The sequence below is a fragment of the Halobacillus sp. ABR2_026 genome (genome assembly GCF_056158545.1).
This window is the reverse complement of record NZ_JBSWTM010000001.1, coordinates 2,498,521-2,523,384: the sequence shown is the minus strand read 5'-3', so window position 1 is coordinate 2,523,384 and position 24,864 is coordinate 2,498,521. Positions and strand designations below refer to the sequence as shown.

The following is a 24,864-nucleotide window of genomic DNA, read 5'->3' as shown; positions in this document are numbered from 1 at the left end:
TAGAACAATGGAAAGCTTTCTGGCCAATCAGAAAGCTTTTCTTTTATGAGAGGAAAGAGTCTATGAATGTAAATCAATTATCTCAGCGTTTAACCCTGGTGGCAGGTTATCTGCCAGAGGGTGCGCACTTTGCTGATATTGGATCAGATCATGCCTATTTACCGTGCTTCGTTTGCTTGAAGGACCCTAAAGCAGAAGCTGTAGCTGGTGAAGTCAATCAAGGACCTTTTGATAGTGCCAAAGAAGAAGTCGATAAACATAGCCTGAAGAACCGTGTCGATGTGCGTTTGGGGAACGGACTCGCCGTAGTAGAACCTGGAGAGGTTGAACAAGTAGTGGTCGCTGGTATGGGAGGCCCCTTGATTCGTGACATCCTCGAGAATGGGAAAAGTAAGCTTGAAAATGTCAGTAGAATCATTGTGCAGCCAAATATTGACTCAAGATCGCTCAGGAAGTGGTTCCACAAGTATCATTACAAGCTTGTTGATGAAACCATTATTGAGGAAAGTGGCCATATCTACGAGATTCTTGTCGCTGAGAAAGGGGACCCTGATACAGGGTATCAAGAAGAACACTTTGATAAACAATTGTGGCTGGGACCGATCCTATTAAAGAAAAGGCCGGAACCATTTATTCAAAAATGTAAAGAGGAATGGAAGAAGAAGGCTTATATTTTAAATCAGATGAAACAAGCCACAAGCCCGGATCAAGAGAAAATAAAACAGCATCAGCAGGAAATGAAATGGTTAGAGGAGGTATTGCAGTCATGAATCAAATGAATACAGCCCAGGACGTCATTCGTGAATTTGAAAAATGGTCTCCAAAGCGGTTGGCATTCGATTGGGACAATGTTGGTCTTCAAGTGGGTACTTTGAATAAACCAGTGAAAAATATCATGGTTACCTTGGATGTTTTGGAAAATGTCGTCGATGAAGCGATTGAAAAGAATGTCGATTTAATTATCGCCCATCACCCAGTACTATTCGTGAAACTAAGTCAAATCAATTTGGATACTCCGAAAGGCAGAGTTATCCAGAAGCTTATTAAGCATGACATTACGGTCTATGCCGCACACACGAATCTTGATATCGCAAAAGGTGGAGTGAACGATGTCATGGCAGAGTTGATTGGAGTAACCAATAGATCTCCTCTTATTCAGACAGAGCGTGAAACTCTTGTGAAGTTAACGGTATTCGTTCCTGAGGATCATGCCAATGACGTTAGAGAGGCGATTAGTAAAGCAGGGGCCGGGCATATCGGTGCATACAGTCATTGTACGTATCAATTGTCAGGGCAAGGTACTTTCAAACCGTTAGATGGTACAAATCCATATATAGGTCAAGAGGGAGAACTTGAGGTTGTAGATGAGAAACGGATCGAGACGATCTTACCAAAATCTCTTCTTTCCAAGGTATTGACTGCTATGGAAGAGGCCCATCCATATGAAGAAGTAGCTTACGATGTTTATCCTTTATGGAATGAAGGAGAAGAGTTGGGGGCAGGAAGAGTTGGAGAGCTTGAAACTCCGATGTTGTTAGGGGATCTTGTAGAAAAAATTAAGAAAAAGTACGAGGTTCCTCATGTTCGAGTTTCCGGAGAGCTGAATAAAAAAGTGAAAAAAGTAGCCCTTCTAGGGGGGAGTGGAGAAAAATATATCCATACGGCAAAGAGAAGCGGGGCCGACGTTTATATTACAGGAGATATGACTTTTCATATGACGCAGGATGCGATGGAAATGGGACTTTCCATCATCGACCCTGGTCACCATGTAGAAAAAGTAGTGTGTCCGAAAGTGAAGAGGTACCTTGAGGAGAATTGCAATGCGGATGGCAACTTGAATATCTTTGTTTCCGAAGCAGATACAGAACCTTTCTCTATCGTATAAAAAAGGATGAAAGCAAAAGCTTTCATCCTTTTTCTTTCTCATCGTTTCACTTTTTTTCTAGCCCGTACCGGGGGGAGGATTTTCTTCTGTTCTACTTTAGACTCCCTGATCCATGTGCTTTCATCGTTATGGTCGAATGCTTCGATGAATTTGATGACTTCTTTGGTTATAGGAGTGGGAGTAGAGGCACCCGCTGTCACCGCTACTTTATGAACACCTTCCAGCCATTCTAATTGAATTTCTGTCACATCAGCTATCCGGTAGGCGGTAGTTCCTGCTTTTTCCATAGAAACTTGAGCCAAGCGATTAGAATTGTTACTCATAGGGTCACCGACGACCAAGGTTAAGTCTGCTTCGCCTGCCTGTTCAGAAACAGCTTCTTGACGAACTTGTGTCGCCATACAGATTTCCTGCTGCTTTTCGAGCTGTGGATATTTTTCTTTGGCTTTCTCCATCACATCATATACATCCCATTGACTCATAGTAGTCTGGTTTGTAATCATCAATTTGTCATGGTCCAGATCCAGTTCTTCTACATCATCTTCTGTCTGGACGAGGTGAACCTTTCCTGGTGCCACTCCCATAGCCCCTTCAGGCTCAGGATGGCCTTTCTTTCCGACATAAATGACTTCGAACCCTTCAGATACTTTTTTCCTGATCAAGTTGTGAGTGTTTGTCACATCAGGGCAGGTAGCATCAAGGACGGTCAAGCCTTTTTCTTTTGCACGCTCCTTCACTTGAGGGGAAACGCCATGCGCTGTGAAGATGACGGTACCATCATTAATACCGTCCAGCATATCGCTTCTATTCTTACCATCCACGGTAATGATGCCTTCTTCTTTGAAAGCCTCTGTTACGTGGGAGTTGTGGACAATCATACCTAATATATAAATAGGACGTGGCAGATTTGGGTCTTTCGCTGCATTTCTTGCAATGACCATTGCATCTACTACACCATAGCAATAACCGCGAGGGGCGATTTTAATGACTTCCATTGATTAACGTCCTCCTCTTAAATATCCAATCCAATAACTTTAAAGATACCATTATCATTATAAAGGGTAAAGGGAAAGATGACAAAGAAAGACGTACACGGACAGAGTTATCGTGCATTTTGTCTCTTGCTCTATTATAATAAGGAAGGAACATTTTACATTAAAGGAGAACGGTTATGAGTAAGCATACATTTGAACAATATGCCATCACATCTACAGTCAGTAAAATTGTAGAAGGATTAGGCTTTAAGAAACCCACCCCGATTCAAAAGCAGGTTCTTCCCGCTGCCCTGAGAGGGGAAAGTCTTATCGGACAATCCCATACAGGGTCGGGAAAGACGCACGCGTATCTGCTTCCACTTCTCAATCAATTGGATGAGGAAGCTGGTCATGTTCAGTTTGTTATCACTGCACCAACAAGGGAACTAGCCATTCAAATTCAAGATGAGGTAAAAAAAGCCATACAATATGCAGGCAAGGAACAGGTTTGGCGTTCGAAGCTCCTCATCGGTGGAACAGATAAACAGAAGATGGTGGACAAATTGTCTTCAAGACCACCCCATATTGTGGTCGGAACACCTGGCAGAGTCTTAGATATGGTAAAGGAAGAAGCAATTGACCTGTATCAGGCAAAAGCGTTTGTCCTTGATGAAGCAGACCTTATGTTGGATTTAGGATTTATTGAAGAAGTAGATCAGATTCTCGTGCGTATGGATCAGGACGTTCAGATGCTTGTATTTTCAGCGACAATCCCTGAGCGGTTACAGCCTTTTCTGAAGAAGTATTTGACAAATCCTACGCACATTCAAATTGAAGATGAAAAACCATCACCGGAAACAATGGAACATCGACTCGTTCCTTTGAGGCATAAGGAACCTGCCGATGTAATTGTTGAAATATCAAAGGCGATTCAGCCTTACTTGGCTATCATTTTTACTAATGGAAAAGCCCATGCTGATGAGCTTGCTGATGAGTTGATGAAGAGAGGTTTGGAAACAGGCCTTCTGCACGGCGGCCTTTCTCCACGAGAAAGGAAAAGGATGTTGAAGGAGTTGCAAAACCTGAGGTATCAGTATATTGTGGCTACCGACCTGGCCTCCCGTGGCATCGATATCCAAGGAGTCAGCCATGTGATCAACGCCCAGATGCCGAAAGAGGAAGAATTCTATATCCACCGTGTGGGACGTACAGCAAGAGCCGGCTTGCAAGGGACAGCTATTAACTTGTATAAGGAAACGGACCTGCCCCTTATTCAAAAGCTTGAGAAAAAAGGGTTGACCTTTGACTTTTATGATGTGAAGAACGGCGAGTGGAAAGAGGTCAATGCCTACAACGAAAGACAGAACCGTGAACGGAAAGCTTCCGACCTTGAGAAGAAAGCGAAGCAAATGGTCCGCAAACCTAAAAAGGTAAAGCCTGGTTATAAAAAGAAAATGAAACAACAGACAGATAAAAATATGAGAAAATTGAAACAAAATAGCTTCAAGAAGAAGTAAGAAAGGATCGATTGTATGTTGAAAATAGGATCGCATGTTTCCATGAAAGGCAAGAAGATGCTGCTTGGAGCTAGTGAGGAAGCAGCTTCCTACGGCGCGAGCACATTTATGATTTATACGGGTGCTCCCCAAAATACAAGACGCCGTCCCATTGAGGAATTAAATATTGAGGCGGGCACGGAGCATATGACAGCAAATGGAATTGATGACATAGTCGTACATGCCCCTTATATCATTAATATCGGCAATACAACGAAACCGGAAACCTTCGAACTGGGGGTAGACTTTCTTAGAAGTGATATTCAACGGACAGAAGCTTTAGGTGCACGGCAAATCGTTCTTCATCCCGGTTCTCACGTGGGCCAAGGTGTGGAAAAAGGACTTCCAAAAATCATTGAAGGACTGAATGAAGTTCTACACAGAGATCAAAAGGTTCAGATTGCACTTGAAACGATGGCAGGTAAAGGTTCGGAAATTGGAAGAAGTTTTGATGAGCTGGCTCAAATCATTGATGGTGTGACGCATAATGATAAACTATCGGTATGTATGGATACATGCCATATCCATGATGCAGGGTATAATGTAGTGGAGGACTTTGACGGAGTCTTAAATCAATTTGATAAAATCGTTGGGCTGGATCGTTTGAAAGTTGTCCATGTCAATGATAGTAAAAATGTCCAGGGAGCTGGAAAAGACCGTCACGAAAATATCGGCTTCGGTCACATCGGATTTGATGCTCTTCATCAAGTCATTCACCACCCATCTCTTAAAGAACTTCCAAAAATTCTGGAGACGCCTTATGTAGGTGAAGACAAGAAGAATAAAAAACCTCCTTACCGGTTTGAAATTGATATGGTTAAAGAGGGAAGTTTTGATGAAGGTTTAAAAGAAAAAATCATGCAACAATAAAAAGAAGGAGCTACAGCTCCTTCTTTTTTAAATTTCAATACCCGAAAGTGAAGAACAACTGGATCATGGGAGAGGTTACGGCCCCCAGCTTCTCCGATAGAGCCCGCTACTTCAGCCAGTGTTCAACCCCATATTCTTTCGCCATTTTTCTCAGGAGTCGATAAACTGAAGTTGCGGTATCTTTTGAAGTGATTTTAGCTAGTTGAGTTAGCATTCGCTTCCGTCCGGCCGGGTCGAAAGGGTTATCCTCATTATTCTTCAATGCTTTGACGATGGCTGCTGCTTCTTCTTTAGATAATGGAATCTGATACTTTTCACTATAAAAAAGTAGTTCTTTTACGGTTAACTGTTTCAATTTCTGGGTAATTAACTGTTGTGCCACATTCTTCATAGGCTTATACTCCCTCTCTCCGTATTTATTACACCATATGTAAATGGAGAAGGATTTGTGTTTTTAAAAAATTATGTCTATAAGTTTTACAATTGAAATACATAGGCCAATCGGTTAGTATAAGCCAATGGGTTCAGAGTGGTACTGGACAAAAGTACCAACGTGTAGAATTTGAAGGAGTGAACTATATGATGGAAGAGAAGCCTCTTTGGTCAACGGGTATAGCTATGCTGCTCGTTGTGGCCACATTCTTTACTCTAAGTCAGTGGAACCAGAAACAGGAACAAGCTCTTGCAAATGAAAAGCAGGCATTGAAAAATAAAAATGAAGAACTTTCTACTGAAGTGGACCGTTTACAATCCACAAATCAGTATTTAAAGGAACAGGCTCCCGTGAAGAGTGAGGAAAATGGATACCACACATGGCCTGAGATCGAAGAAAAGGCGGAACGACTTGTAAAAGAGAGTGAAGGACGCTTCAAAAAGTCATGGGCGATGTATCTGATTAAAGAATCGGAGCGATATGAAATCAACCCTTTTCTCGTGTATGAATTATTGAAAGTGGAAACTGGTGGAACTTTTGACCCCGGGCTGGTAGGGCCGGAAACCCAATACGGACATGCATACGGAATGTCTCAGTTTATGAAGAATACAGCACCATGGATTGCAGATATGGCCGGACTGCCTTATGAAGAAGAGTTACTTTTCGACCCCTATTATTCCATGCAATTATCATTAACTTATTTAGATTTTTTACAAAACAAATATGAAAATTGGGACGAAGCGTTAACGGCTTACCACAGAGGTATGGGAGGCCTGAATGCATATAAGGAAGAAAATGGACATGCAGCCAGCTGGTATGCAAAAGAAATTCAAGAAAATGCTGAAATTCATAAAACTGTAGTGGCAGCTAATTGATAAAAAGCGTCTGACTTAAAGTCAGGCGTTTTTTTACCATCAACTCCCTCATGTAATTTGAATCAACCTCCATATAATAATCATGATTCTTCATACAGAAAGTGAGGGTATTGAAATGGATCCGAAAGATACTGTTGAGAATCGCAGAACACAAAAAGCCCCGGAGCATGGGGATGAATTAGAGCAGGTTTATGATCCGTCTGCTGAGAGATCTGATAATGCTGAGCCGACAACGGAAGAAGTCCTCAATGAAGCCTTTGAGGAGATTCAAGACCATGATTTGCGACAGGAAGCAGGGTACCGTGAATTGCACTCGTCTGACTTTGACGATGCAGAGGCTGTAGATGATCATGGCAGAGGGGCTGACCAGCCGGTCTATGGGGAAAGCTATGAGGAGGAATTCGCTCAAGAAGCTGCTGTGGGACCGATCGATGAACCGATGAACAACCATGAGCAGGAAACAACAATGGAAGAAGAGGATGATGTAAAAGTAGGAATGGGTTGGCTCGGGTTATCCGCTGCTATCCTTTCGTTCTTCTTTGCTCCATTGATTCTTGGAGCTGCCGGGATTATTCTCGGGATCGTAGGGAAGCGACGGGGAGCTGATACACTCGGCAATATGGCCATTATTGTCAGTGTTGTTTCCATTGCCTTTTCATTATTTTTTGCTCCGATCTATAACTTGATATAACAAAAGAGGTGATCCCAAATCTGGGGTCACCTCTTTGTTGTTAGGATTGCTCTTGTTTAAGCTTTTCTTTCTCAATACGTTCTTTTTCGTAATGTTCCTCAGCGAGTTTATCGACTTCTTTCTTCAATTCCTCAACCATGATATCCTCTGGTACTTTACGGATGATTTCGCCATGACGGAATAGAAGCCCTTCGCCACGTGCACCCGCAATTCCGATATCTGCTTCCCTGGCTTCACCAGGACCATTCACTGCACAGCCAAGTACGGCTACTTTTATCGGGGCTTTGATGGTTTGAATGTATTCTTCCACTTCATTGGCGATAGAGATCAAGTCGATTTCAATCCGTCCACAAGTAGGACAAGAGATCAGCGTTGCAGCGTTTGAAGCAAGCCCGAACGATTTCAATAATTCTTTTGCTACTTTAACTTCTTCTACAGGGTCGGCACTCAAACTAATACGAACCGTGCTGCCGATTCCTTTGCTAAGGATAGCTCCAAGACCCGCTGCACTCTTAACTGTACCCGCGAACAGAGTACCTGATTCTGTAATTCCTAAGTGAATCGGGTAGTTGAACGCTGCAGCAGCTTTCTCGTAAGCTTCAATCGCTAATTTAACGTCAGACGCTTTAAGGGAAACGATGATATCATGAAAGTCGAGATCCTCAAGGATCTTGATATGGTGCAAAGCGCTTTCGACCATTCCATCAGCGGTAGGGTATCCATATTTTTCAAGGATGTGTCGCTCTAATGATCCTGCGTTAACACCGATTCGAATCGGAATCCCTTTAGCTTTCGCAGCTTTTACAACTTCTTCGACCTTTTCGCGTTTTCCGATGTTTCCTGGATTGATACGGATCTTGTCTGCTCCGCCTTCAATGGCTTTCAAAGCCTTTTTATAATCAAAGTGTATATCAACAACGAGTGGAATGTTGATGCGCTTTTTGATTTCAGGGATAGCGTCAGCTGCACGGTCATCCGGACATGCAACACGGACAATTTGACAGCCGGCTTCTTCTAATCGTTTGATTTCAGCAACCGTTGCTTCAACATCATGAGTTTTAGTAGTGGTCATGGATTGGATGACTACTTCATCCGATCCACCTATAGTAACGTCTCCGACTCTAACGGGACGGGTATCTTTTCTGTGCGTAATTGCCATTTATATCGCTCCTTTGTATAGTCACAAAAAGGTATGCAAGATGAATTCCAATCTTCATTATAAGGGCTATGAGCTTAAATGAGAAGTAAGGAACCTTAAATATGCGCATTTGTAAGTTAAAATTGTGTAAACATAAATCGCATCCATAATTATACCATGTCATTTCTTAAGAAAAAATTACAGGAAGCTGAAACAAAAGATGAACTTCGAACGTACATATAGGAAAGAAGGAGAGGGTGTGAGCCATCATGTTTACTTATGAGTGGATCGCTTTATTTATTACATTTCTCGGTACCATGTTCTTAATTGGAGAACTACTCGTCAATATGAGGGGAGTATTCGCCATCCTTGGTTTCGGGTTCATAACTGTTTATTTTTCCGGATATTTAGAAACGGAAATGTTTATCATCATGATGCTGGTATATTTCCTGGGAATTATTTTAATGGTTATAGATGGAAAACTTCTGAATGATGGAACCCTGGCTGTCATTGGTGCTGCTACTATGGTTATCGCTGTAGGGTTTAGTGCTCCTAACTGGGTCGCAGGTTTGTACAGCGTGATTGGGGTTATTTTAGGGGGGGCCTCTTCCCTGTTATTTTTGAAGGTATTTAAACATAGGAAGATGTGGTCGAAAATATCACTTACTGATCAGCTTTCATCTGAAATGGGCTACAATTCCATGAATGAAAAGTACCAGGTTTTATTAGGTCAACAAGGGAAGGCTCTCACAGATATGAGACCGGTGGGAACAATTGGCATTGGAGAGAACGAATACAGCGCTGTGTCCAATGGACAATGGATTAAAAATGGAGATCCTGTGAAGGTCATTCAAGTAGATGGGACAAAAATCCTAGTTAAGAAGTTGTGAAATTACCGAAATTTAAAAGATCATTAACAATTCCTTAACACTCCGTCTTCATACTTTGTTTGTGAAAGTAAACAAAGAGATGGAGTGTTTATTAATGAAAAAGAAATTCCACCTGAAAAAGATGATTTCAATTATCAAGTGGCCTACATTCAGTTTGCAAATCAGACTGACCGTGATTGTTTGTGTTCTCGTTCTTTTATCTGTTTCCATGATTGGATTCTTCACTTATACGAAAGCGAAAGAAAACCAGATGGATCTTGTGCAGGATCGTTTGGAACGTGAACTGCTTATGGCTCAGGATGTTGCGGAGCAGTTAATGTACGCCTTCGTGGGAGACCAGGACGAATTCACGAAACGTATGGAAGGTTATTCGAGTGCCCAGCAGGCCCAAATTCAGCAGGACGGTCTTTCATCACAAGCTTATCTCGTTAAAGAGGAAGGGGCCTTTACATACCCTGAAATGAATCAAGCGCCTCTTCCCGCTCCATTAATAAAGGATGTTCAGGAAAATGAAAATGGTACACAAACGATAAGTTTGGGAAGTGAATCTGTGGTGTTATCTTATGCACCTGTACAAGAGTTGCAGGGCGTGTATGTTTTAGGTATTCCAGAAAAAGATTTCTTAAGCGGCGTTCGCAAAATGGCGATTTATACAGCGGTCTTAGGGTTGGTAACAGTACTTGCAGTCGGTGCGATTGTTTATTTCATTGTTGGTAAGATCGTAAAACCGGTCAAACAATTACAAAGAGTCATGAAGCAGGCAAGAAACGGTTTTCTTTTTGAGGTGGATTCAATCAATACAAGCCTGCCGGAGATTCAGTCTTTAAAAAAAAGCTATGAGGACCTGATTCATAAAATCGCCGATCTCTTACTCTCTCTTCAAGGAGCCGTGGATCAACTTGAAAAGGGAGGGGGGGAACTTGATGATTCCTCCCGGCATCTTAAAGTTGTCCACCGTGATATGCAAAAAAGTGTGGAGAGGGTTAAGAACGGGAGCGAACAAACATCTGACTACATGGACAGTCAAAACGTTGTGTTCGACGAGCTGAATTGGGTATTTGGCAAAGTGCAGACAACATTGGAAAATTTATTTGAAGAGCAGGAGCGGATGAATGAATCTGTTCAATATGGTAACGGAGGAGTAGAGAAAGTTGAGGAGTCCTTTCATAGCTTTAAAAGTGAGATCAAAGGAATGAACTCGAGTATGGAATCCTTCCAGTCATATATGGCCAATATCCAGGACTCAGGGACGAAAATTCAAGATATAGCTGAACAAACGCGAATGCTGGCATTGAATGCCTCTATTGAAGCAGCCAGGGCGGGAGAGCATGGTAAGGGATTTGCAGTGGTGGCACATGAAGTCAGACGCTTGTCGGATCGATCAAGAGCAGCTGCTTTGGATATCGATCAACGAATGAAGGATGTTTTATCCTTAGGTGATGAACTATCCAGGCAATTTGAACGAATGGAATGTGAAATAGAAGAACGCCAGCATCAAATGGATATATCAAAAAGTGCGTTCACGAATTTATCTGAAGGAATGAATACTTTCAATATACAGTTAGAATCAACACGGCAGCAGTTGAGAGATGGGAAAGAAATCCTGCCGCGCATGCAAACTGTAATCGAGGGTATGGAAGAAGTAACCACCATTCAAACAGATTCTACTGAAAATTTAGCAAGAACCTCTGATCGTCAGCAGGAGACTATGGAAACTTTTGACGCATTCTCCAATGATCTGATTGATTTAACACAAGAGCTTTCCAATATTATCGCTTCCAATCAATTTAAAAAAGAAAAAAGTGATTTGGAAGAACCAATAACGCCGGAGAATCATACCCATGAGGTGGATCTTAACTTAGAAGATAAAGCTTCATAAATCAAGCCCTCTTAGCGGAGGGGTTTTTTTATCCATATTGTCATTATCACAGTGGAATTAGCCCTGTATTATTTAATTGTAAATTTAATGTTAAGATTTCTAGTTTGCCTTTACAAAAGCTTTTTCCATGGTTAATATGAGTGAGGTTGTTTTATAAAAGAGAAAAATGATGAAACTTGGATGAAGAAAGGGTGGAGAACATGGAAATCGATGTGCAACAGATGATATTTGAATTCATCGGTGGACTCGGGATCTTTCTATTTGGTTTGAAGTATATGGCAGACGGATTGCAACGTACGGCCGGAGATCGTTTAAGGGAGCTTCTGGACCGATTTACGAGCAATCCTTTCATGGGTGTAATAGCCGGTACTGTCGTAACAATTCTGTTGCAAAGTAGTAGTACAACTACAGTACTCACTGTAGGACTCGTCAATGCTGGATTTATGACATTCAGACAAGCGATCGGTGTTATTATGGGGGCCAACATCGGTACGACTATGACCGCATTTATTATTGGTATAGATATTAAAGCCTACGGCTTGCCGATTCTTGCCGTTGGAGCCTTCCTCTTATTTTTCTTCAAGAGTAAGAAGGTGGCGAATTTCGGTCAGACTATTTTTGGTCTGGGTGCACTATTCTTTGGTCTTGAAGTTATGAGTGGCGGTGTGAAACCTCTACGTTCTTTACAGGCCTTCCAGGATCTAACCGTAAGTATGAGTGATAACCCGATCTTAGGGGTTATTGTAGGGACATTGTTTACAGTAATTGTTCAAAGTTCCAGTGCTACAATTGGTATTTTGCAAACCTTGCTTGGAGAAGGACTAGTTGATTTACAAGCTGCCATTCCTGTATTGTTTGGAGATAATATCGGAACAACAATTACGGCTGTCCTTGCTTCTATCGGTGCTAGTGTAGGAGCGAAACGTGCTGCGTTCGCCCATGTCATCTTTAACGTCCTCGGAGCAACGGTATTCTTAATTTTTCTCGTTCCGTTCGAGCGCTATGTGAACTGGCTGCAGACGAGTATGGATCTGGGACCGGAAATGACTATCGCTTTTGCTCATGGATCATTTAACATTGCGAATGCTGTCGTCCAGTTCCCGTTCATTGCTGTATTGGCATGGGTCGTCATTAAACTGGTACCCGGCAAAGATTCGGAAATTGATCATAAACCTCAACACCTTGATCCGATTTTCATTGAACAATCTCCATCCCTTGCTTTGGATCAGGCAAAAGAAGAAGTTGTTCGAATGGGTGAATATGCCTATAAAGGACTTGAAGAGACAAGCTTATATCTAAACAATAAACAGCAAAAACACTCGGAACTTGCTATGCAGATTGAAGATGCATTAAATAACCTTGACCGAAAAATCACAGATTATCTTGTAGATCTTTCTCAAGCTTCTCTTTCCGATGAAGAAAGTCATAAACACTCCGCACTCATGGACTCTGTCAGAGACTTGGAGCGTATTGGTGATCACTTCGAAAACATTATCGAGTTGATTGATTATAAAAATTCAAACAAAGTAAACCTAACTCCTCAAGCTATTGAAGACTTGAACACGATGTTCGATCTAACCCTGATGACTGTTAAACAGGCAACGAGATCTCTTGAAACGATGAGCCGTGAAGAAGCACTTGCTGTCGTGCAAAAAGAGAATGAGTTAGACCGTATGGAACGCAGTTACCGTAAGAAGCACATCATTCGCTTGAATGAAGGTGTGTGCTCTGGACAAGCGGGAATTGTATTTGTAGATATGATCAGCAACTTGGAGCGTATCGGTGATCACGCTGTGAACATCGCGGAAGAAGTACTGGGTGAAAAAGACAGTCTATAAATTTGGAAAAGACGGCTATTGCAGCCGTCTTTTTTTGTCTTGTGCCTTTGTTATTGTTGTTTTTGGAAAAGTGGATAACCCTCTTACGTTTGAGGGTGTATTCATATGAGATTCAAATGATGGCTTTCCTTTTGGCAGTATGAAGGAAGTGGTCTATTACTTTTCGTTTAATGAGCAGATTTAATGCTGAAAATCCTGTATTTTTGGTGGTTTTTATATAAAATACCTTGAAAGGAAGAGGTGGGCGTGGTATATTATTTCTGTCGCCCAATTAGTAACGAAATAATGATTGACGACAACATAATGTCATGTTATATTAATTAAGTCGCTCATAAGCGATTAAATGGCGGTGTAGCTCAGCTGGCTAGAGCGTACGGTTCATACCCGTGAGGTCGGGGGTTCGATCCCCTCCGCCGCTACCATTACATATACTAATAAAAAACGTGGCGGTTGTGGCGAAGTGGTTAACGCACCGGATTGTGGTTCCGGCATTCGTGGGTTCGATTCCCATCAACCGCCCCATGTGGACCCTTAGCTCAGCTGGTTAGAGCTATCGGCTCATAACCGATCGGTCGCAGGTTCGAGTCCTGCAGGGTCCACCATAAAATGATACGGAGGAGTACCCAAGTTTGGCTGAAGGGAGCGGTCTTGAAAACCGCCAGGGGCTTTACGGCCCGCGGGGGTTCGAATCCCTCCTCCTCCGCCATCATACATATTGAATAAACATATTTGCTAATGGCTCGGTAGCTCAGTCGGTAGAGCAACGGACTGAAAATCCGTGTGTCGGCGGTTCGATTCCGTCCCGAGCCACTCATTTAACAATCAAGCGTAGGCTTGATTGTTTTTTTTATGTTTGAAAATTTACTTTAAGGGAATTCTTAATATCGTGATGCAAATCATTTGCCAATCAAAATTCCGTTTGATAATGTAAAAAGTGAAGCGTAACGCTTCGTTTTTACATACTTTTAAAAGGAGGAGTTACATTATGGCTAAATTTGAACTACCAGAACTACCTTATGCTTATGATGCTCTGGAACCTACTATTGATAAGGAAACTATGAACATCCACCATACGAAGCACCACAACGGATATGTAACAAAGCTTAACAATGCGCTTGAAGGACATGCTGACCTTCAGGACAAATCTTTGGAAGAACTTCTATCCAACAACCTATCTGTTGTACCGGAAGATATCCGTACAGCGGTACGTCGTAATGGTGGGGGCCATGCTAACCACAGCCTTTTCTGGACGATCATGTCTCCAAATGGCGGCGGCGAGCCGGCAGGAGAGCTTGCGACTAAAATCAATGATACGTTCGGAAGCCTTGATCAGTTTAAAGAAAAATTTGAAGAGACGGCAAAAGGTCGTTTCGGATCTGGATGGGCTTGGTTAGTTGTCAATAATGGCAATCTGGAAGTTATCGATACCCTTAACCAGGATTCTCCTATTATGGAAGGTAAAACTCCAATCCTAGGCCTTGATGTTTGGGAGCATGCTTATTACCTGAATTACCAAAATCGTCGTCCTGACTATGTTTCAGCATTCTGGAACGTTGTGAACTGGGATGAAGTTTCAAATCGTTACGAAGCAGCAAAATAATTTCACAAAAAGAGCGGCATGGATTTTAATCCATGCCGCTCTTTTTGTATATCTCCTTATGTTCTGAAAACACTAATGATGAACACAAAGGAGACATGGATATGGTGAGTAAGCTGCGCGTGTGGCTCAGCCACGAAAATGTATCAAAAGATTTATTGCTGTTACTTCTCATTGGGGGACTATACTCTCTCGGGATATTCTTATCCAGTACATTTGTGAACATATACTTATGGAAGCAATCCAATAGCTACATTGACATTGCCCTATACAACTTAGCTATTTACGTCTTGCAGCCATTGACATTCATATTAGCGGGAAAATGCGCGAAGAGAATAGATCGAGTCATTGTTTTAAGAACCGGAGTAACTGTTCTTTCCTTGTTTTTTTTGACGGTTTTAATGGTTGGGGAACGCGCTGCGACTTTTAATATTATGCTTGGATCTTTATTAGGGGTCGGATATGGCTTTTATTGGCTTGCTTACAATGTGTTGACTTTTGAGATTACAGAACCTGAAACGAGAGACTTTTTTAATGGATTTCTGGGTGTACTACAGTCGCTTGGAGGGATGACGGGACCGTTACTTGCGGGGTATATCATTTCCCGTTTGAACAACTTCACCGGCTATACGGTGATCTTTGCAATTTCGTTCGGATTATTCATTGTGGCCGTGCTCGTAAGCTTAGGGTTATCTAGAAGGAAAGCGCAAGGGAATTTTTCTGTCCGTAGAATTGTAGTGGAAAGAAAAAATAACCCGAACTGGAAGCGGATATTAAACGCTCACATATCGCAAGGATTTAGAGAAGGAACTTTTTTGTTTGCTGTATCCATTTGGATTTTCTTAATGACCAATGACGAATTGTCGTTGGGAGTGTTCAACTTGGTTTATTCAGGTTTTTCCTTCCTGTTTTATTTTCTGGTCAGCCGTTGGGTAAAACCAACACGAAGAAAGAAAGCCATTCTTATATCAGGCCTTGCATTATATTTAAGCGTGTTGATCTTACTGTTTAGTGATACGATGACACTATTGCTCATCTATGCAGGAGTGGCTGGTGTGTTTTTCCCAATGCTTTATGTCCCTTATATTTCATTAACGTATGATGTGATCGGGAAATCCTGGAATGCAGCAGAGATGAGAATCGAATATATCGTCGTAAGAGAAGTCTTTCTCAATTTCGGGAGGGTATTGTCGATTATCATCTTTCTTTTTGCCATTACTCTCATTCCACCTGAAACAGGAATTCCTTATATCCTTTTGATTGTTGGAGGGGGACACTTTTTCATTTACTTTTTTGTAAAAGGTATAGACACACAATATACAGAATCCTGACAGAAATGAAACCAAACACCCATGAGCTTCGTCTATTCTACTGCATGGAAAAAATGCTATAATAAATGAAGCTTAGTAGAAGGAGAGGAGTTCATGGGAAAGAAGAATAAAAATAAATCCAAGCACAAATCACACCTTTCTTTCCGATTGAACGTGGTGTTTTTTGTGGTTTTCCTAATATTCGCTGGAATTATTCTCCAGCTCGGGGTTGTCCAAATATTGAATGGGGAAGAAGCTCAGGACGAAATTGACCGTACAGAAAACACAACGACAAGTATCCCGGTTCCCAGGGGTGAAATGTATGATCGTTATGGACGGGTAGTGGTGGATAATCAGCCATTATACTCGATTACGTATACACCACCTAAAGGTGTCCAGCCCAATGATAAACTTCACCTGGCGGAGGCTATCTCGAAGTATATTAATATGGAATTTGAAGGAAAGTTGACAGAAAGAGATTTTAAAGAATATTTTTTCCTTAAACATCAAGATGAAGTGACGGCACGGATCGAAGATGTAGATACGTCTGAGATGGATAACGGGGATGTGTATCAACTTCAATTAGACAGTATTAAAGAAGAAGAAATCTCTGGTTATGATGATCAGACTAAAGAGATCATTGCTATTAAAAAAGAGTTAGACAAAGCATATGCCCTCGCTCCCCACGTGTTGAAAAATACGGATATTTCGGAGCGCGAGTATTCGGTAGTAGCTGAGCATTTAGCTGATCTTCCGGGTATTAATGTAACATCAGATTGGGAGCGTACATATCCGTATGAATCCACTTTCCGCAGTTATATCGGAAGTATAACTTCCAAGGAGCAAGGGGTACCTAGAGATCAGCTTGATTATTTCATGTCCCTTGATTACAGCCGGAATGACCGTGTAGGGACTAGCGGATTGGAACAGGAGTATGAGGATGTACTGAGAGGTACGAAAGAAAAAGTGCAGTATGAAACAGATAAGAATAACAATGTCATCGATTCTAAGGTGATCCGTGAAGGAGAAAAAGGAAAAGATCTTGTTTTGACCATCGATATGGAGCTGCAGGAAAGAGTCAACGAGATCGTTCAGGAAGAATTGGAAGCTGCGATACGGAAAGCACCGGGGCCCAACAGACATCTGGAAAATTCGATTGCTGTAGTTTCAGATCCAAATACAGGCGAAGTTTTAGCAATCACCGGGCAGACATATAACAGGAATCCTGAGGAAGGAGAATCACGATTCAGCGATACGTCGCACCAGGCTCTCTATAATTCCTATATGCCGGGATCAGTTGTGAAAGGCGCTACTGTGCTTACAGGGTTACATGAAGGAGCTGTGACGCCGAGCACCTGGATTAATGACAGGCCGATTACGATTGGCGGTGGGCAAAAAGGTTCCTATACTTCAAACATTGGCACTGTCAATGACGTAGCTGCTCTGCAACAATCCTCAAACGTATATATGTACTTCCTTGCGATGTACCTTGGTGGGGAATACAGCAATCAATATAATATGAACTATTTGTCTCTGAAAGAGGGGACTTATGATAACTTTATCTTCAATTTTAATCAGTTTGGTCTTGGCGTCCAAACAGGAATTGACTTCCCTTATGAAGCTTCCGGAGTTACGAATCAGCCTCTTAACCCTGGGCATATTCTCGATTTTTCTATTGGACAGTTCAGTGCCTATACGCCGATGCAACTGAACCAGTATGTATCCACCGTTGCAAACGGCGGAGATCGAAATGCGTCCAAGATTAGTGAAGAGTGTGCACGAACCGTCACTTGAAGATGGTTTAGGGCCGCTTTATAAAGACTATAGCCCACAGGTTCTGAATCAATTGGAAATGGATTCTACTTACATTAACCGTGTTCAGGAAGGTTTCAGAAGGGTGGCACAGACGAACCAGGGGACAGCGAGCCACGTCTTCTCCAAAGATCCTTTTGCTAAATATGACATGGCTGTCAAAACGGGAACGGCCCAATCGTTTAAAACCGTATTTCATGACAACGGAGAACGGACGTCCTATAAAAATCTTCTAAATAAAACACTTGTAGGATACGCTCCTTCGAATGATCCTGAAATTGCCTTTTCAATTGTTTCTCCTTATTTGGGTGAAAATGCAACCAGTACATTTGATATCAGCAACAAGATAGGAGCGAGAATCGGTCAGGCCTATTTTGAACTAAAAGAAGAGCGGGAGAAGAACGGTATTCAAGCGAATAATTCAGAAGAAGAAGCAGAAACTGAGGAGTGATACGACAAGTATCACTCTTTTTTTATTATTAGCGAAAGAAAATGATGAGATATACCCTGACGCCAGGAAGATTATTCAACAAAAAACTTCAATTTACAAAACCTTTACGTTTGGTTCATATGTCATTAAAACTCTCTCGTTAGTATATAAAATGTGAGTTGGCCAAGCCGTCAACGACAAAACATAACCATAGAAATAGGGGGAGTAAGAAATGAAAAACTTTAAAAGTTTGGCACTAATGCTAACGTTCATTCTAGTACTTGGTGTTCTTGCAGCATGTGGAGGATTCCAAGAGGAACCGGCTGCGGAAGGTAACAATGATGAAGAAAGTTCAAACGCTGAAGGTTCTGAAGAGGTTTCCGGACCAATCGCAATTGATGGTTCATCTACTGTATTCCCGATCATGGAAAATTTGACTTACACATACAATCAGGAAAATCCTGATGTAAATGTCACAGTTAACTCTTCCGGTTCTGGTGGTGGTTTCAAGAAATCTACAGTTGGTGAGATTGACTTGAGTAATGCTTCTCGCCCTATTAAAGAAGAAGAAATGGCAACTGCCGAAGAAAACGGCATTCAACTAGAAGAATTAGAACTTGCGTATGATGGTCTTTCTGTAGTTGTAAGTCAACAAAACGACTTTGTTGATGAATTGACAATCGAACAGTTGAAGCAATCTTCCTTGATTCTTCTGACGCTAAGATGTGGTCTGATATTAACCCGGAATGGCCTGAAGAGGAAATCAAAATCTTCAGCCCTGGACATGACTCTGGTACTTTTGATTATTTCAACGAGGTAATCCTTGAAGAAGAGCCGATGAAAGAAGGCGAAAATACAACACTTTCTGAAGATGATAACGTGCTTGTTCGTGGTATTGAAAATGATCCAAACGCAATTGGATTCTTCGGATATGCTTACTTTGCTGAAAACGAAGATGTTTTGAAAGTTCTTGGAATTTCTGAAGGCGGAAACGAAGCTGTGAAACCAAACCCTGAAACAATTCAAGATGGTTCCTACACGCCACTTTCCCGTCCGTTGTTCACTTACGTGAATGTGAATGCTTATAAAGAAAAAGCACAGGTTCGCGATTTCGTTGAGTACACATTGAACAATGCTGGAAAAGCTGCTGAAGAAGTAGGATATGTTGCCCTTCCAGAAGACAAGTATCAAGAACAACTTGACACAGCTAAAGGCTGGGCTGAGTAACTGATTTGAAAACCTAACAAGGAAGGTGAGACTTTTAGGGGTCTCACCTTGCCTTATGGATGAGAGGAGTTTTTTTGATGGACAAGGGGTTACAATCCGAGGGGAAAATGATTGACGTCCAACAAATGATTGAAAGAAATAAGAAGAAAAAAAGTTTTGGGGAAAGAATAGAAAAGATTATTCCTTTTTTCTTGCTTCTTTGTGCTGCCGTTAGTGTACTTACAACGATTGGGATATTATTTACTCTGTTGAGAGAGTCTATTGGCTTCTTTTCTAACGTGTCTTTAGTTGACTTTTATACAGGTACAAGCTGGTCGCCATGGTCTGGTGAGTATGGAGTTGCTCCATTGATCGGTGGTACATTACTCATCACATTAATCGCTACAGTGGTAGCTGTACCATTAGGACTTATGTCTGCCATATTTTTGAGTGAATATGCAAATGATAAAGTAAGAAGGGTTATTAAACCTGTTTTGGAAGTATTGGCAGGAATCCCTACCGTCGTTTATGGTTATTTTGCCTTAACATTCATTACACCAATGTTTCAATCTTTTATTCCTGATTTAGGTATTTTTAACGCCCTAAGTGGTGGCTTTGTCGTCGGTATTATGATTATTCCTATGGTAGCTTCCCTTTCTGAAGATGCTATGAATTCTGTTCCCAATGCATTAAGAGAAGGTGCGTATGGGTTAGGTGCAACAAAATTGGAAGTTGTATTTAAGGTAGTACTTCCCGCGGCTCTATCTGGCATCGTTGCTTCTATTGTGCTTGCCATTTCTAGAGCTATAGGTGAAACGATGATCGTTACCATTGCAGCAGGAGCAACACCTAATATGACTTTCGATCCGACAGAATCCATCCAGACGATGACTGCTTTTATTGTACAGGCAGCTACGGGTGATACTACTTTCGGGTCCACCATCTATTACAGTTTGTATGCAGTAGGTATGACGTTGTTCGTATTTACACTTGTCATGAACCTCATTGCTCAGTACATTTCTCGTAAGTTCAGGGAGGAATATTGATGCTTGGTCAGAATGAACAAAATATTAAGAAACGAATGGAAGGTAGAGTAGCCCTCAACAAAGTCCTTATGGTATTGTTCGGATTGGCTACTGCCGTAGGATTAGTATTTCTAGTTTTACTTTTTTATCGTGTATTGACTCAAGGAATTGGTTATTTAAGTCTTGATTATATCTTGAATTTCCCAGCCCCGTACCCAGAAGAAGCAGGGATATACGCTGGGCTGATCGGATCTGTATTCTTAATGATCATCGTTGCTATTTTCGCGGTCATTATTGGTGTAGCAACAGCTATCTATTTAGAAGAATATGCACCTAAAAATAAAATTACGGACTTTATTCGAGTAAACATTCAAAACTTGGCAGGTGTGCCATCCATCGTATTTGGACTCCTTGGCTTAACATTCTTTGTGTATATGTTTAATTTTGGTTATACACTGATTGCCGGCGGGCTCACTATGGCTTTGCTAATTCTTCCGGTTATCGTGGTGGCTGCTCAGGAAGCCGTTCGTTCAGTACCAGCTGAAATTAAAGAGGCTTCCTACGGTATGGGAGCTTCCAAATGGCAGACCATTGCACGTGTCATACTACCTGCAGCCATACCAGGGATTCTTACGGGGGCTATTATAGCTTTATCCCGTGCAATCGGTGAAACGGCTCCACTAATAATTGTTGGTGCTGCAACTGCAATCTACACGCTCCCTGATTCATTGCTTGCAAAATATACAGTCATGCCCATTCAGATTTACAACTGGACGGGGCGACCTCAGGAAGAATGGCAGTTTGTCGCAGGGGCTGGAATTATTGTTCTGTTAGCAGTCCTGCTACTCATGAACTCAATTGCTGTTTTAATCAGAAATAAATTTCAACGTCGTCTTTAATTAGGATGAGGAGGGTTTCCATATGAATAAAGTAATGGAAGAGAAAACAAACCAAAAGGTAAATCAAGGTACAACTAAGCCTGAAGTAAAAAAAGAGGGAATTAAAAAAGAGAAAGCTGACAGCATTATTGAAGTGAACGACTTGAATTTATGGTACGGATCAGACCAAGCTTTGTATGAAGTAAACATGGATGTACCAGAGAAACAAGTGACCGCAATTATCGGCCCATCAGGTTGCGGAAAGTCAACGTTCTTAAAAACGTTAAATCGTATGGTTGAGATGGTTCCGATTGTCAAAACATCTGGTTCAATCAAATATCGTGATCAGGAAATTTTTAGCAGTAAATATAAGCAAGAATACCTTCGTACTAAAGTGGGGATGGTCTTTCAAAAGCCAAACCCGTTTCCTAAGAGCGTGTATGATAATGTTGCATACGGGCCTAGAATCCATGGCATTAAGAAGAAAGAAGTATTGGACCAAATCGTTGAGAAAAGTTTGAGGGGTGCAGCAATTTGGGATGAGTTGAAAGATCGTCTGAATGAAAATGCTTATGGACTTTCTGGTGGGCAGCAGCAACGTGTATGTATCGCCCGTGCATTGGCCGTTGAGCCTGATGTCATCTTAATGGATGAGCCAACATCTGCACTGGATCCGATTTCTACAGCTAAAGTTGAGGAGCTAGTGCAGGAATTGAAAGAAAAATACAGCATTATCATTGTGACACACAACATGCAGCAGGCTGCACGTATTTCAGATAAAACGGCATTTTTCTTAAATGGAGAATTAATCGAGTTCGCTGACACCGATGACTTGTTCCAAAATCCTCACGATAAGCGAACAGAAGACTATATTACTGGACGCTTCGGCTAATATTTCAGGGGGGATTTTTTATGTCAATCCGTGTTCATTTCGAAGAAGAGCTCGAGGAACTTAAAAAGAAAATTAAAGAACTTGCTTTCGATGCCAAATATTCATTAGATCATGCCATACACGTCCTTTATCAGGGAGATGTTGACGCAGCTAAAAAGATTTTAGAAGATGATGCGGTTATCGATCAAAAAGAAGAGAAGATCAATGATGACGCTATACTAATGCTTGCAAAACAACAACCAGTGGCTAGAGATTTGAGAAGAATCATTATTGCAATAAAAATTTCAAGCGATCTGGAACGTATGGCCGATCATTCTACAAATATTGCGAAAGCTACTATCCATTTAGGAGAGAGTCATGGTATAGAGATTGATCCCGAGTTAAGGGAGATGGCGATCCTTGCTATGGATATGGTGGACCTGGCTATTAAGGCATTTGAATATGAAGACATTTCTCTCGCGAAGAAGCTTGCTGAGATGGATGATGTGATAGATAAGAAATATGGAACTATAGTAAAAGAGATGCTGGAATTGACGGCAATTAATCCTGAACAAATTCAGCATATTATGCAAATGGCCTATATAGCCAGATATATTGAGCGATTCGCGGATCATATTACTAATATAGGTGAGAGTATCTTTTATCTGGTGAAAGGAAGAACATTTGATTTGAATAGGTAGTTTGTAAAGGCATGAACCCTAAGTTCATGCCTTTCTTATCGCCAAAAACCTTTCCGCAGAAATACATACTCATGCAGGAAACAGCCAAAAATAGTTAGGCAACAAAAGAAAGCACAGTTCATAGAAAATAAATAAAGAAGCCGCTGGATCCAGCGGCTTCTTTATTTTGAAGTAATAGCTTCTGCAATTTCTTGGAGGGACATTTGAGAATTTAACGTAGCCTGACCAATTTGTATGTATCGGCTGTAATCGTTATCTTGCATGAAGGATTCAAAAGCTGCTGCGTCCTCTATGATTTGAGCATTGACCAGCTTATCACTAATCTCATCAGTTGTTGTTCCTGGTGTAATATCCATGGAAAACGTCTTCACAGGATCTTCTGCTGGAGGTGAAGTCGTCTTCTGTTGCTTGGAACTCTCCTTGAGTGCATTCCATTCTTCGTTCGTCAGTGTTTGATACCCTTTCTCTTCCAGTTGTTGGATGAGTTCGTCCGGGTCATCTGACATTTTAGCGGAAGTTGAAGACGGATCATCTGTGTTCAAATAAATGATTGTGAATATCAGGACGGCTGTGAATAATCCTAGTGCATATGAGCGGATCCACTGTTTCATGTTTGAACACCTTCGCTTTTTTGTCTGTGGATCATGGACTGGACATCATGCTCACTCAGGTTGGTTTGCTTCGCTATATAATGAACCTTGTAGCCTTTTTGATACATGGTAAGGACTGTATCCACCAAGGGCATCTTTGTTGATGTTTCTTTCTTAACGGTTGGCTGCTTCATTATTTCCTCCGTTAAATCTTCAGCCAATAGTTCTTCTTCTAATACTTTCATTTTCTTTTTAAGCTGGTAGTTGCTCTGCATCATCGTCATATTGACTTGTTCCACTTGGTTTTCTAAATCTTTCATTCGATCATTCAAAAAGAAAGAAAGGATAAAAAGACCAAGAGATACAGCAGCCAGGGTACCTATTGCGTAGATCAAGCTATATCACTCCTTTTCTTTTCCACATTTATTTATATCATAGTTCTAGTAGCATGGCTATGGGATATTTCACCGTTTTTTACGTGAATAACTACTTGAAAGCTATCACCGTTTTTGGTATTATGAATTAGTCTGATAATGTGAATGAGACAGTGAACAGCACTTATGATTAGGAGGAATAATAATGCGCGTAAACATTACACTTGCATGCACTGAAACCGGTGACCGCAATTATATTAGCACAAAAAACAAGCGTAAAAACCCTGAGCGTCTGGAGCTTATGAAATACAGCCCACGCGTAGGTAAGCACACGCTTCACCGCGAAACTAAGTAAACAGTAGGATTATTTCCTACTGTTTTTTTTATATCCATAAAAGGGTGTGAAATTATGGAAAAGAATGAACTTAGGTTTAAAGGAAAAGAAATTCTTCAGGAAATCAGCGTGAAAGAAAAGCAGCGAACGGAAGCTGAGATACAGCAATTTTTATTTTCGAGTGAATTATGGAAGCAAGCTAGGGTTATAGGCATCACTTTATCCCAAAGTCATGAATGGTCTACTGAACCCATCATCGAAGAAGGATGGCGGGCTGGAAAAACCATCGTTGTACCAAAATGTATACCTGAAAATAGGCAAATGGAGTTCTACTCTTTAGAAAAGTATGATCAATTGGAAAGGGTATATTTCGGATTGAGAGAACCTAAGCCCGAAGAGTGTTTGTCCGTCGCGAAATCCGATATAGACCTTCTCCTTGTGCCTGGACTGTTATTTGATAATAAGGGCTACAGAATAGGCTATGGGGGAGGATATTTTGATCGATTCATTGAAGGGTTCCGAGGGGTTACCATGATGTTAGCGTCCGATCTACAGGAATGTTCTCCACTTCCAACTGAAGAATTTGATCAACGAGTGGAGTATCTGCTTACTGAAAGTGGAATAAAGTCTACCTATAAGTTTTAGGGGGGCGGAATGTCATAAAAAATTCATACCTTGTGAAGTATTGAGCAAGATAGGGGGATATA

General features: G+C 41.4%; 24 protein-coding genes, 5 tRNA genes and 1 pseudogene. 25 read left to right on the top strand and 5 right to left on the bottom strand.

Going from position 1 to position 24,864, the window contains the following annotated elements; translation table 11 throughout:
• The first annotated feature begins 62 nt into the window (after positions 1 to 62).
• The gene (locus ACXADE_RS13170; protein WP_474980915.1) at positions 63 to 770 is read left to right on the top strand and encodes a tRNA (adenine(22)-N(1))-methyltransferase; all 708 of its coding nucleotides are present in this window, start codon (positions 63 to 65) and stop codon (positions 768 to 770) included.
• Positions 767 to 1,885, top strand: coding sequence for a Nif3-like dinuclear metal center hexameric protein (locus ACXADE_RS13165; protein WP_474980914.1), 1,119 nt, complete (start codon positions 767 to 769; stop codon positions 1,883 to 1,885). The genes ACXADE_RS13170 and ACXADE_RS13165 overlap by 4 nt, the downstream gene beginning before the upstream one ends.
• Before the next feature lie 38 nt (positions 1,886 to 1,923).
• On the opposite strand, the gene ACXADE_RS13160 is transcribed toward ACXADE_RS13165, so the two are convergent.
• The gene (locus tag ACXADE_RS13160; protein ID WP_474980913.1) at positions 1,924 to 2,880 is read right to left on the bottom strand and encodes a 4-hydroxy-3-methylbut-2-enyl diphosphate reductase; all 957 of its coding nucleotides are present in this window, start codon (positions 2,878 to 2,880) and stop codon (positions 1,924 to 1,926) included.
• Between the two features lie 176 nt (positions 2,881 to 3,056).
• Between ACXADE_RS13160 and ACXADE_RS13155 the strand changes: the two genes are divergently transcribed.
• Both ACXADE_RS13155 and ACXADE_RS13150 read left to right on the top strand, forming a co-directional pair.
• Positions 3,057 to 4,376: a DEAD/DEAH box helicase gene (locus tag ACXADE_RS13155; RefSeq protein WP_474980912.1), complete on the top strand. Its 1,320-nt coding sequence runs from the start codon at positions 3,057 to 3,059 to the stop codon at positions 4,374 to 4,376.
• Positions 4,377 to 4,391: 15 nt separating this feature from the next.
• On the top strand, positions 4,392 to 5,285 hold the full coding sequence (locus tag ACXADE_RS13150) for a deoxyribonuclease IV (RefSeq protein ID WP_474980911.1): 894 nt from the start codon (positions 4,392 to 4,394) through the stop codon (positions 5,283 to 5,285).
• Positions 5,286 to 5,391: 106 nt separating this feature from the next.
• Here the strand turns inward: ACXADE_RS13150 and ACXADE_RS13145 are convergent, their stop codons facing one another.
• On the bottom strand, positions 5,392 to 5,676 hold the full coding sequence (locus tag ACXADE_RS13145) for a DUF2624 domain-containing protein (protein WP_474980910.1): 285 nt from the start codon (positions 5,674 to 5,676) through the stop codon (positions 5,392 to 5,394).
• 188 nt (positions 5,677 to 5,864) lie between these two features.
• Between ACXADE_RS13145 and ACXADE_RS13140 the strand changes: the two genes are divergently transcribed.
• Complete coding sequence (locus ACXADE_RS13140) at positions 5,865 to 6,593, top strand: transglycosylase SLT domain-containing protein (protein ID WP_474980909.1); 729 nt, start codon at positions 5,865 to 5,867, stop codon at positions 6,591 to 6,593.
• Positions 6,594 to 6,708: 115 nt separating this feature from the next.
• A complete protein-coding gene (locus ACXADE_RS13135) occupies positions 6,709 to 7,284 on the top strand; it encodes a hypothetical protein (RefSeq protein ID WP_474980908.1) in 576 nt (191 codons plus the stop codon).
• Between the two features lie 40 nt (positions 7,285 to 7,324).
• On the opposite strand, the gene ispG is transcribed toward ACXADE_RS13135, so the two are convergent.
• Positions 7,325 to 8,443, bottom strand: coding sequence for a flavodoxin-dependent (E)-4-hydroxy-3-methylbut-2-enyl-diphosphate synthase (ispG, locus tag ACXADE_RS13130; protein WP_474980907.1), 1,119 nt, complete (start codon positions 8,441 to 8,443; stop codon positions 7,325 to 7,327).
• A gap of 248 nt (positions 8,444 to 8,691) precedes the next feature.
• Between ispG and ACXADE_RS13125 the strand changes: the two genes are divergently transcribed.
• The 17 genes and pseudogenes from ACXADE_RS13125 to phoU all read left to right on the top strand — a co-directional run bounded on the left by ACXADE_RS13125 (position 8,692) and on the right by phoU (position 22,859).
• A complete protein-coding gene (locus tag ACXADE_RS13125) occupies positions 8,692 to 9,312 on the top strand; it encodes an NfeD family protein (protein WP_474980906.1) in 621 nt (206 codons plus the stop codon).
• 94 nt (positions 9,313 to 9,406) lie between these two features.
• On the top strand, positions 9,407 to 11,191 hold the full coding sequence (locus ACXADE_RS13120; RefSeq protein ID WP_474980905.1) for a methyl-accepting chemotaxis protein: 1,785 nt from the start codon (positions 9,407 to 9,409) through the stop codon (positions 11,189 to 11,191).
• A 200-nt stretch (positions 11,192 to 11,391) separates the two neighbouring features.
• A complete protein-coding gene (locus tag ACXADE_RS13115) occupies positions 11,392 to 13,029 on the top strand; it encodes a Na/Pi cotransporter family protein (protein WP_474980904.1) in 1,638 nt (545 codons plus the stop codon).
• 345 nt (positions 13,030 to 13,374) lie between these two features.
• Positions 13,375 to 13,451 (top strand) — tRNA-Met (locus ACXADE_RS13110).
• A 24-nt stretch (positions 13,452 to 13,475) separates the two neighbouring features.
• Positions 13,476 to 13,551 (top strand) — tRNA-His (locus ACXADE_RS13105).
• Between the two features lie 3 nt (positions 13,552 to 13,554).
• Positions 13,555 to 13,631: transfer RNA gene (locus ACXADE_RS13100), tRNA-Ile, on the top strand.
• Between the two features lie 11 nt (positions 13,632 to 13,642).
• Positions 13,643 to 13,735 (top strand) — tRNA-Ser (locus tag ACXADE_RS13095).
• 31 nt (positions 13,736 to 13,766) lie between these two features.
• Positions 13,767 to 13,839: transfer RNA gene (locus ACXADE_RS13090), tRNA-Phe, on the top strand.
• Positions 13,840 to 14,014: 175 nt separating this feature from the next.
• Positions 14,015 to 14,629: a superoxide dismutase gene (locus ACXADE_RS13085; RefSeq protein ID WP_474980903.1), complete on the top strand. Its 615-nt coding sequence runs from the start codon at positions 14,015 to 14,017 to the stop codon at positions 14,627 to 14,629.
• Positions 14,630 to 14,730: 101 nt separating this feature from the next.
• A complete protein-coding gene (locus ACXADE_RS13080; protein WP_474980902.1) occupies positions 14,731 to 15,957 on the top strand; it encodes an MFS transporter in 1,227 nt (408 codons plus the stop codon).
• A gap of 93 nt (positions 15,958 to 16,050) precedes the next feature.
• Positions 16,051 to 17,730: a peptidoglycan D,D-transpeptidase FtsI family protein gene (locus tag ACXADE_RS13075; protein WP_474980901.1), complete on the top strand. Its 1,680-nt coding sequence runs from the start codon at positions 16,051 to 16,053 to the stop codon at positions 17,728 to 17,730.
• Positions 17,687 to 18,199 carry a penicillin-binding transpeptidase domain-containing protein gene (locus ACXADE_RS13070; protein WP_474980900.1) on the top strand — a complete coding sequence of 171 codons (513 nt, stop codon included), beginning with the start codon at positions 17,687 to 17,689 and terminating at the stop codon, positions 18,197 to 18,199. The genes ACXADE_RS13075 and ACXADE_RS13070 overlap by 44 nt, the downstream gene beginning before the upstream one ends.
• 211 nt (positions 18,200 to 18,410) lie before the next feature.
• A pseudogene (locus ACXADE_RS13065) lies at positions 18,411 to 19,405 on the top strand (PstS family phosphate ABC transporter substrate-binding protein).
• Positions 19,406 to 19,482: 77 nt separating this feature from the next.
• Positions 19,483 to 20,430: a phosphate ABC transporter permease subunit PstC gene (gene pstC / locus ACXADE_RS13060; protein ID WP_474980899.1), complete on the top strand. Its 948-nt coding sequence runs from the start codon at positions 19,483 to 19,485 to the stop codon at positions 20,428 to 20,430.
• Positions 20,430 to 21,308, top strand: coding sequence for a phosphate ABC transporter permease PstA (pstA, locus tag ACXADE_RS13055; RefSeq protein WP_474980898.1), 879 nt, complete (start codon positions 20,430 to 20,432; stop codon positions 21,306 to 21,308). The genes pstC and pstA overlap by 1 nt, the downstream gene beginning before the upstream one ends.
• A 22-nt stretch (positions 21,309 to 21,330) precedes the next feature.
• Positions 21,331 to 22,179 carry a phosphate ABC transporter ATP-binding protein PstB gene (gene pstB / locus ACXADE_RS13050; RefSeq protein WP_474980897.1) on the top strand — a complete coding sequence of 283 codons (849 nt, stop codon included), beginning with the start codon at positions 21,331 to 21,333 and terminating at the stop codon, positions 22,177 to 22,179.
• A 20-nt stretch (positions 22,180 to 22,199) separates the two neighbouring features.
• Positions 22,200 to 22,859 (top strand): phosphate signaling complex protein PhoU, encoded by a 660-nt coding sequence (gene phoU / locus ACXADE_RS13045; protein WP_474980896.1) that lies wholly within the window; start codon positions 22,200 to 22,202, stop codon positions 22,857 to 22,859.
• 161 nt (positions 22,860 to 23,020) lie between these two features.
• On the opposite strand, the gene ACXADE_RS13040 is transcribed toward phoU, so the two are convergent.
• Both ACXADE_RS13040 and ACXADE_RS13035 read right to left on the bottom strand, forming a co-directional pair.
• Complete coding sequence (locus ACXADE_RS13040; RefSeq protein WP_474980895.1) at positions 23,021 to 23,470, bottom strand: hypothetical protein; 450 nt, start codon at positions 23,468 to 23,470, stop codon at positions 23,021 to 23,023.
• Positions 23,467 to 23,844, bottom strand: a complete 378-nt coding sequence (locus ACXADE_RS13035) for a hypothetical protein (RefSeq protein ID WP_474980894.1) — start codon at positions 23,842 to 23,844, stop codon at positions 23,467 to 23,469. Before ACXADE_RS13035 ends, ACXADE_RS13040 begins: the two co-directional genes overlap by 4 nt.
• A 184-nt stretch (positions 23,845 to 24,028) precedes the next feature.
• Here ACXADE_RS13035 and rpmG point away from each other — a divergent pair, with 184 nt between their 5' ends.
• Complete coding sequence (rpmG, locus tag ACXADE_RS13030) at positions 24,029 to 24,178, top strand: 50S ribosomal protein L33 (RefSeq protein WP_035509116.1); 150 nt, start codon at positions 24,029 to 24,031, stop codon at positions 24,176 to 24,178.
• Between the two features lie 54 nt (positions 24,179 to 24,232).
• Positions 24,233 to 24,802, top strand: coding sequence for a 5-formyltetrahydrofolate cyclo-ligase (locus ACXADE_RS13025; RefSeq protein WP_474980893.1), 570 nt, complete (start codon positions 24,233 to 24,235; stop codon positions 24,800 to 24,802).
• Positions 24,803 to 24,864 lie beyond the last annotated feature (62 nt).

What these genes read in the sequence shown, in the direction of transcription:
- ACXADE_RS13170 (WP_474980915.1), top strand. Translation starts at nt 63, where the DNA reads ATGAATGTAAATCAATTATCTCAGCGTTTAACCCTGGTGGCAGGTTAT.
- ACXADE_RS13165 (WP_474980914.1), top strand. Translation starts at nt 767, where the DNA reads ATGAATCAAATGAATACAGCCCAGGACGTCATTCGTGAATTTGAAAAA.
- ACXADE_RS13160 (WP_474980913.1), bottom strand. Translation starts at nt 2,880, where the DNA reads ATGGAAGTCATTAAAATCGCCCCTCGCGGTTATTGCTATGGTGTAGTA.
- ACXADE_RS13155 (WP_474980912.1), top strand. Translation starts at nt 3,057, where the DNA reads ATGAGTAAGCATACATTTGAACAATATGCCATCACATCTACAGTCAGT.
- ACXADE_RS13150 (WP_474980911.1), top strand. Translation starts at nt 4,392, where the DNA reads ATGTTGAAAATAGGATCGCATGTTTCCATGAAAGGCAAGAAGATGCTG.
- ACXADE_RS13145 (WP_474980910.1), bottom strand. Translation starts at nt 5,676, where the DNA reads ATGAAGAATGTGGCACAACAGTTAATTACCCAGAAATTGAAACAGTTA.
- ACXADE_RS13140 (WP_474980909.1), top strand. Translation starts at nt 5,865, where the DNA reads ATGATGGAAGAGAAGCCTCTTTGGTCAACGGGTATAGCTATGCTGCTC.
- ACXADE_RS13135 (WP_474980908.1), top strand. Translation starts at nt 6,709, where the DNA reads ATGGATCCGAAAGATACTGTTGAGAATCGCAGAACACAAAAAGCCCCG.
- ispG (WP_474980907.1), bottom strand. Translation starts at nt 8,443, where the DNA reads ATGGCAATTACGCACAGAAAAGATACCCGTCCCGTTAGAGTCGGAGAC.
- ACXADE_RS13125 (WP_474980906.1), top strand. Translation starts at nt 8,692, where the DNA reads ATGTTTACTTATGAGTGGATCGCTTTATTTATTACATTTCTCGGTACC.
- ACXADE_RS13120 (WP_474980905.1), top strand. Translation starts at nt 9,407, where the DNA reads ATGAAAAAGAAATTCCACCTGAAAAAGATGATTTCAATTATCAAGTGG.
- ACXADE_RS13115 (WP_474980904.1), top strand. Translation starts at nt 11,392, where the DNA reads ATGGAAATCGATGTGCAACAGATGATATTTGAATTCATCGGTGGACTC.
- ACXADE_RS13085 (WP_474980903.1), top strand. Translation starts at nt 14,015, where the DNA reads ATGGCTAAATTTGAACTACCAGAACTACCTTATGCTTATGATGCTCTG.
- ACXADE_RS13080 (WP_474980902.1), top strand. Translation starts at nt 14,731, where the DNA reads ATGGTGAGTAAGCTGCGCGTGTGGCTCAGCCACGAAAATGTATCAAAA.
- ACXADE_RS13075 (WP_474980901.1), top strand. Translation starts at nt 16,051, where the DNA reads ATGGGAAAGAAGAATAAAAATAAATCCAAGCACAAATCACACCTTTCT.
- ACXADE_RS13070 (WP_474980900.1), top strand. Translation starts at nt 17,687, where the DNA reads ATGCGTCCAAGATTAGTGAAGAGTGTGCACGAACCGTCACTTGAAGAT.
- pstC (WP_474980899.1), top strand. Translation starts at nt 19,483, where the DNA reads ATGGACAAGGGGTTACAATCCGAGGGGAAAATGATTGACGTCCAACAA.
- pstA (WP_474980898.1), top strand. Translation starts at nt 20,430, where the DNA reads ATGCTTGGTCAGAATGAACAAAATATTAAGAAACGAATGGAAGGTAGA.
- pstB (WP_474980897.1), top strand. Translation starts at nt 21,331, where the DNA reads ATGAATAAAGTAATGGAAGAGAAAACAAACCAAAAGGTAAATCAAGGT.
- phoU (WP_474980896.1), top strand. Translation starts at nt 22,200, where the DNA reads ATGTCAATCCGTGTTCATTTCGAAGAAGAGCTCGAGGAACTTAAAAAG.
- ACXADE_RS13040 (WP_474980895.1), bottom strand. Translation starts at nt 23,470, where the DNA reads ATGAAACAGTGGATCCGCTCATATGCACTAGGATTATTCACAGCCGTC.
- rpmG (WP_035509116.1), top strand. Translation starts at nt 24,029, where the DNA reads ATGCGCGTAAACATTACACTTGCATGCACTGAAACCGGTGACCGCAAT.
- ACXADE_RS13025 (WP_474980893.1), top strand. Translation starts at nt 24,233, where the DNA reads ATGGAAAAGAATGAACTTAGGTTTAAAGGAAAAGAAATTCTTCAGGAA.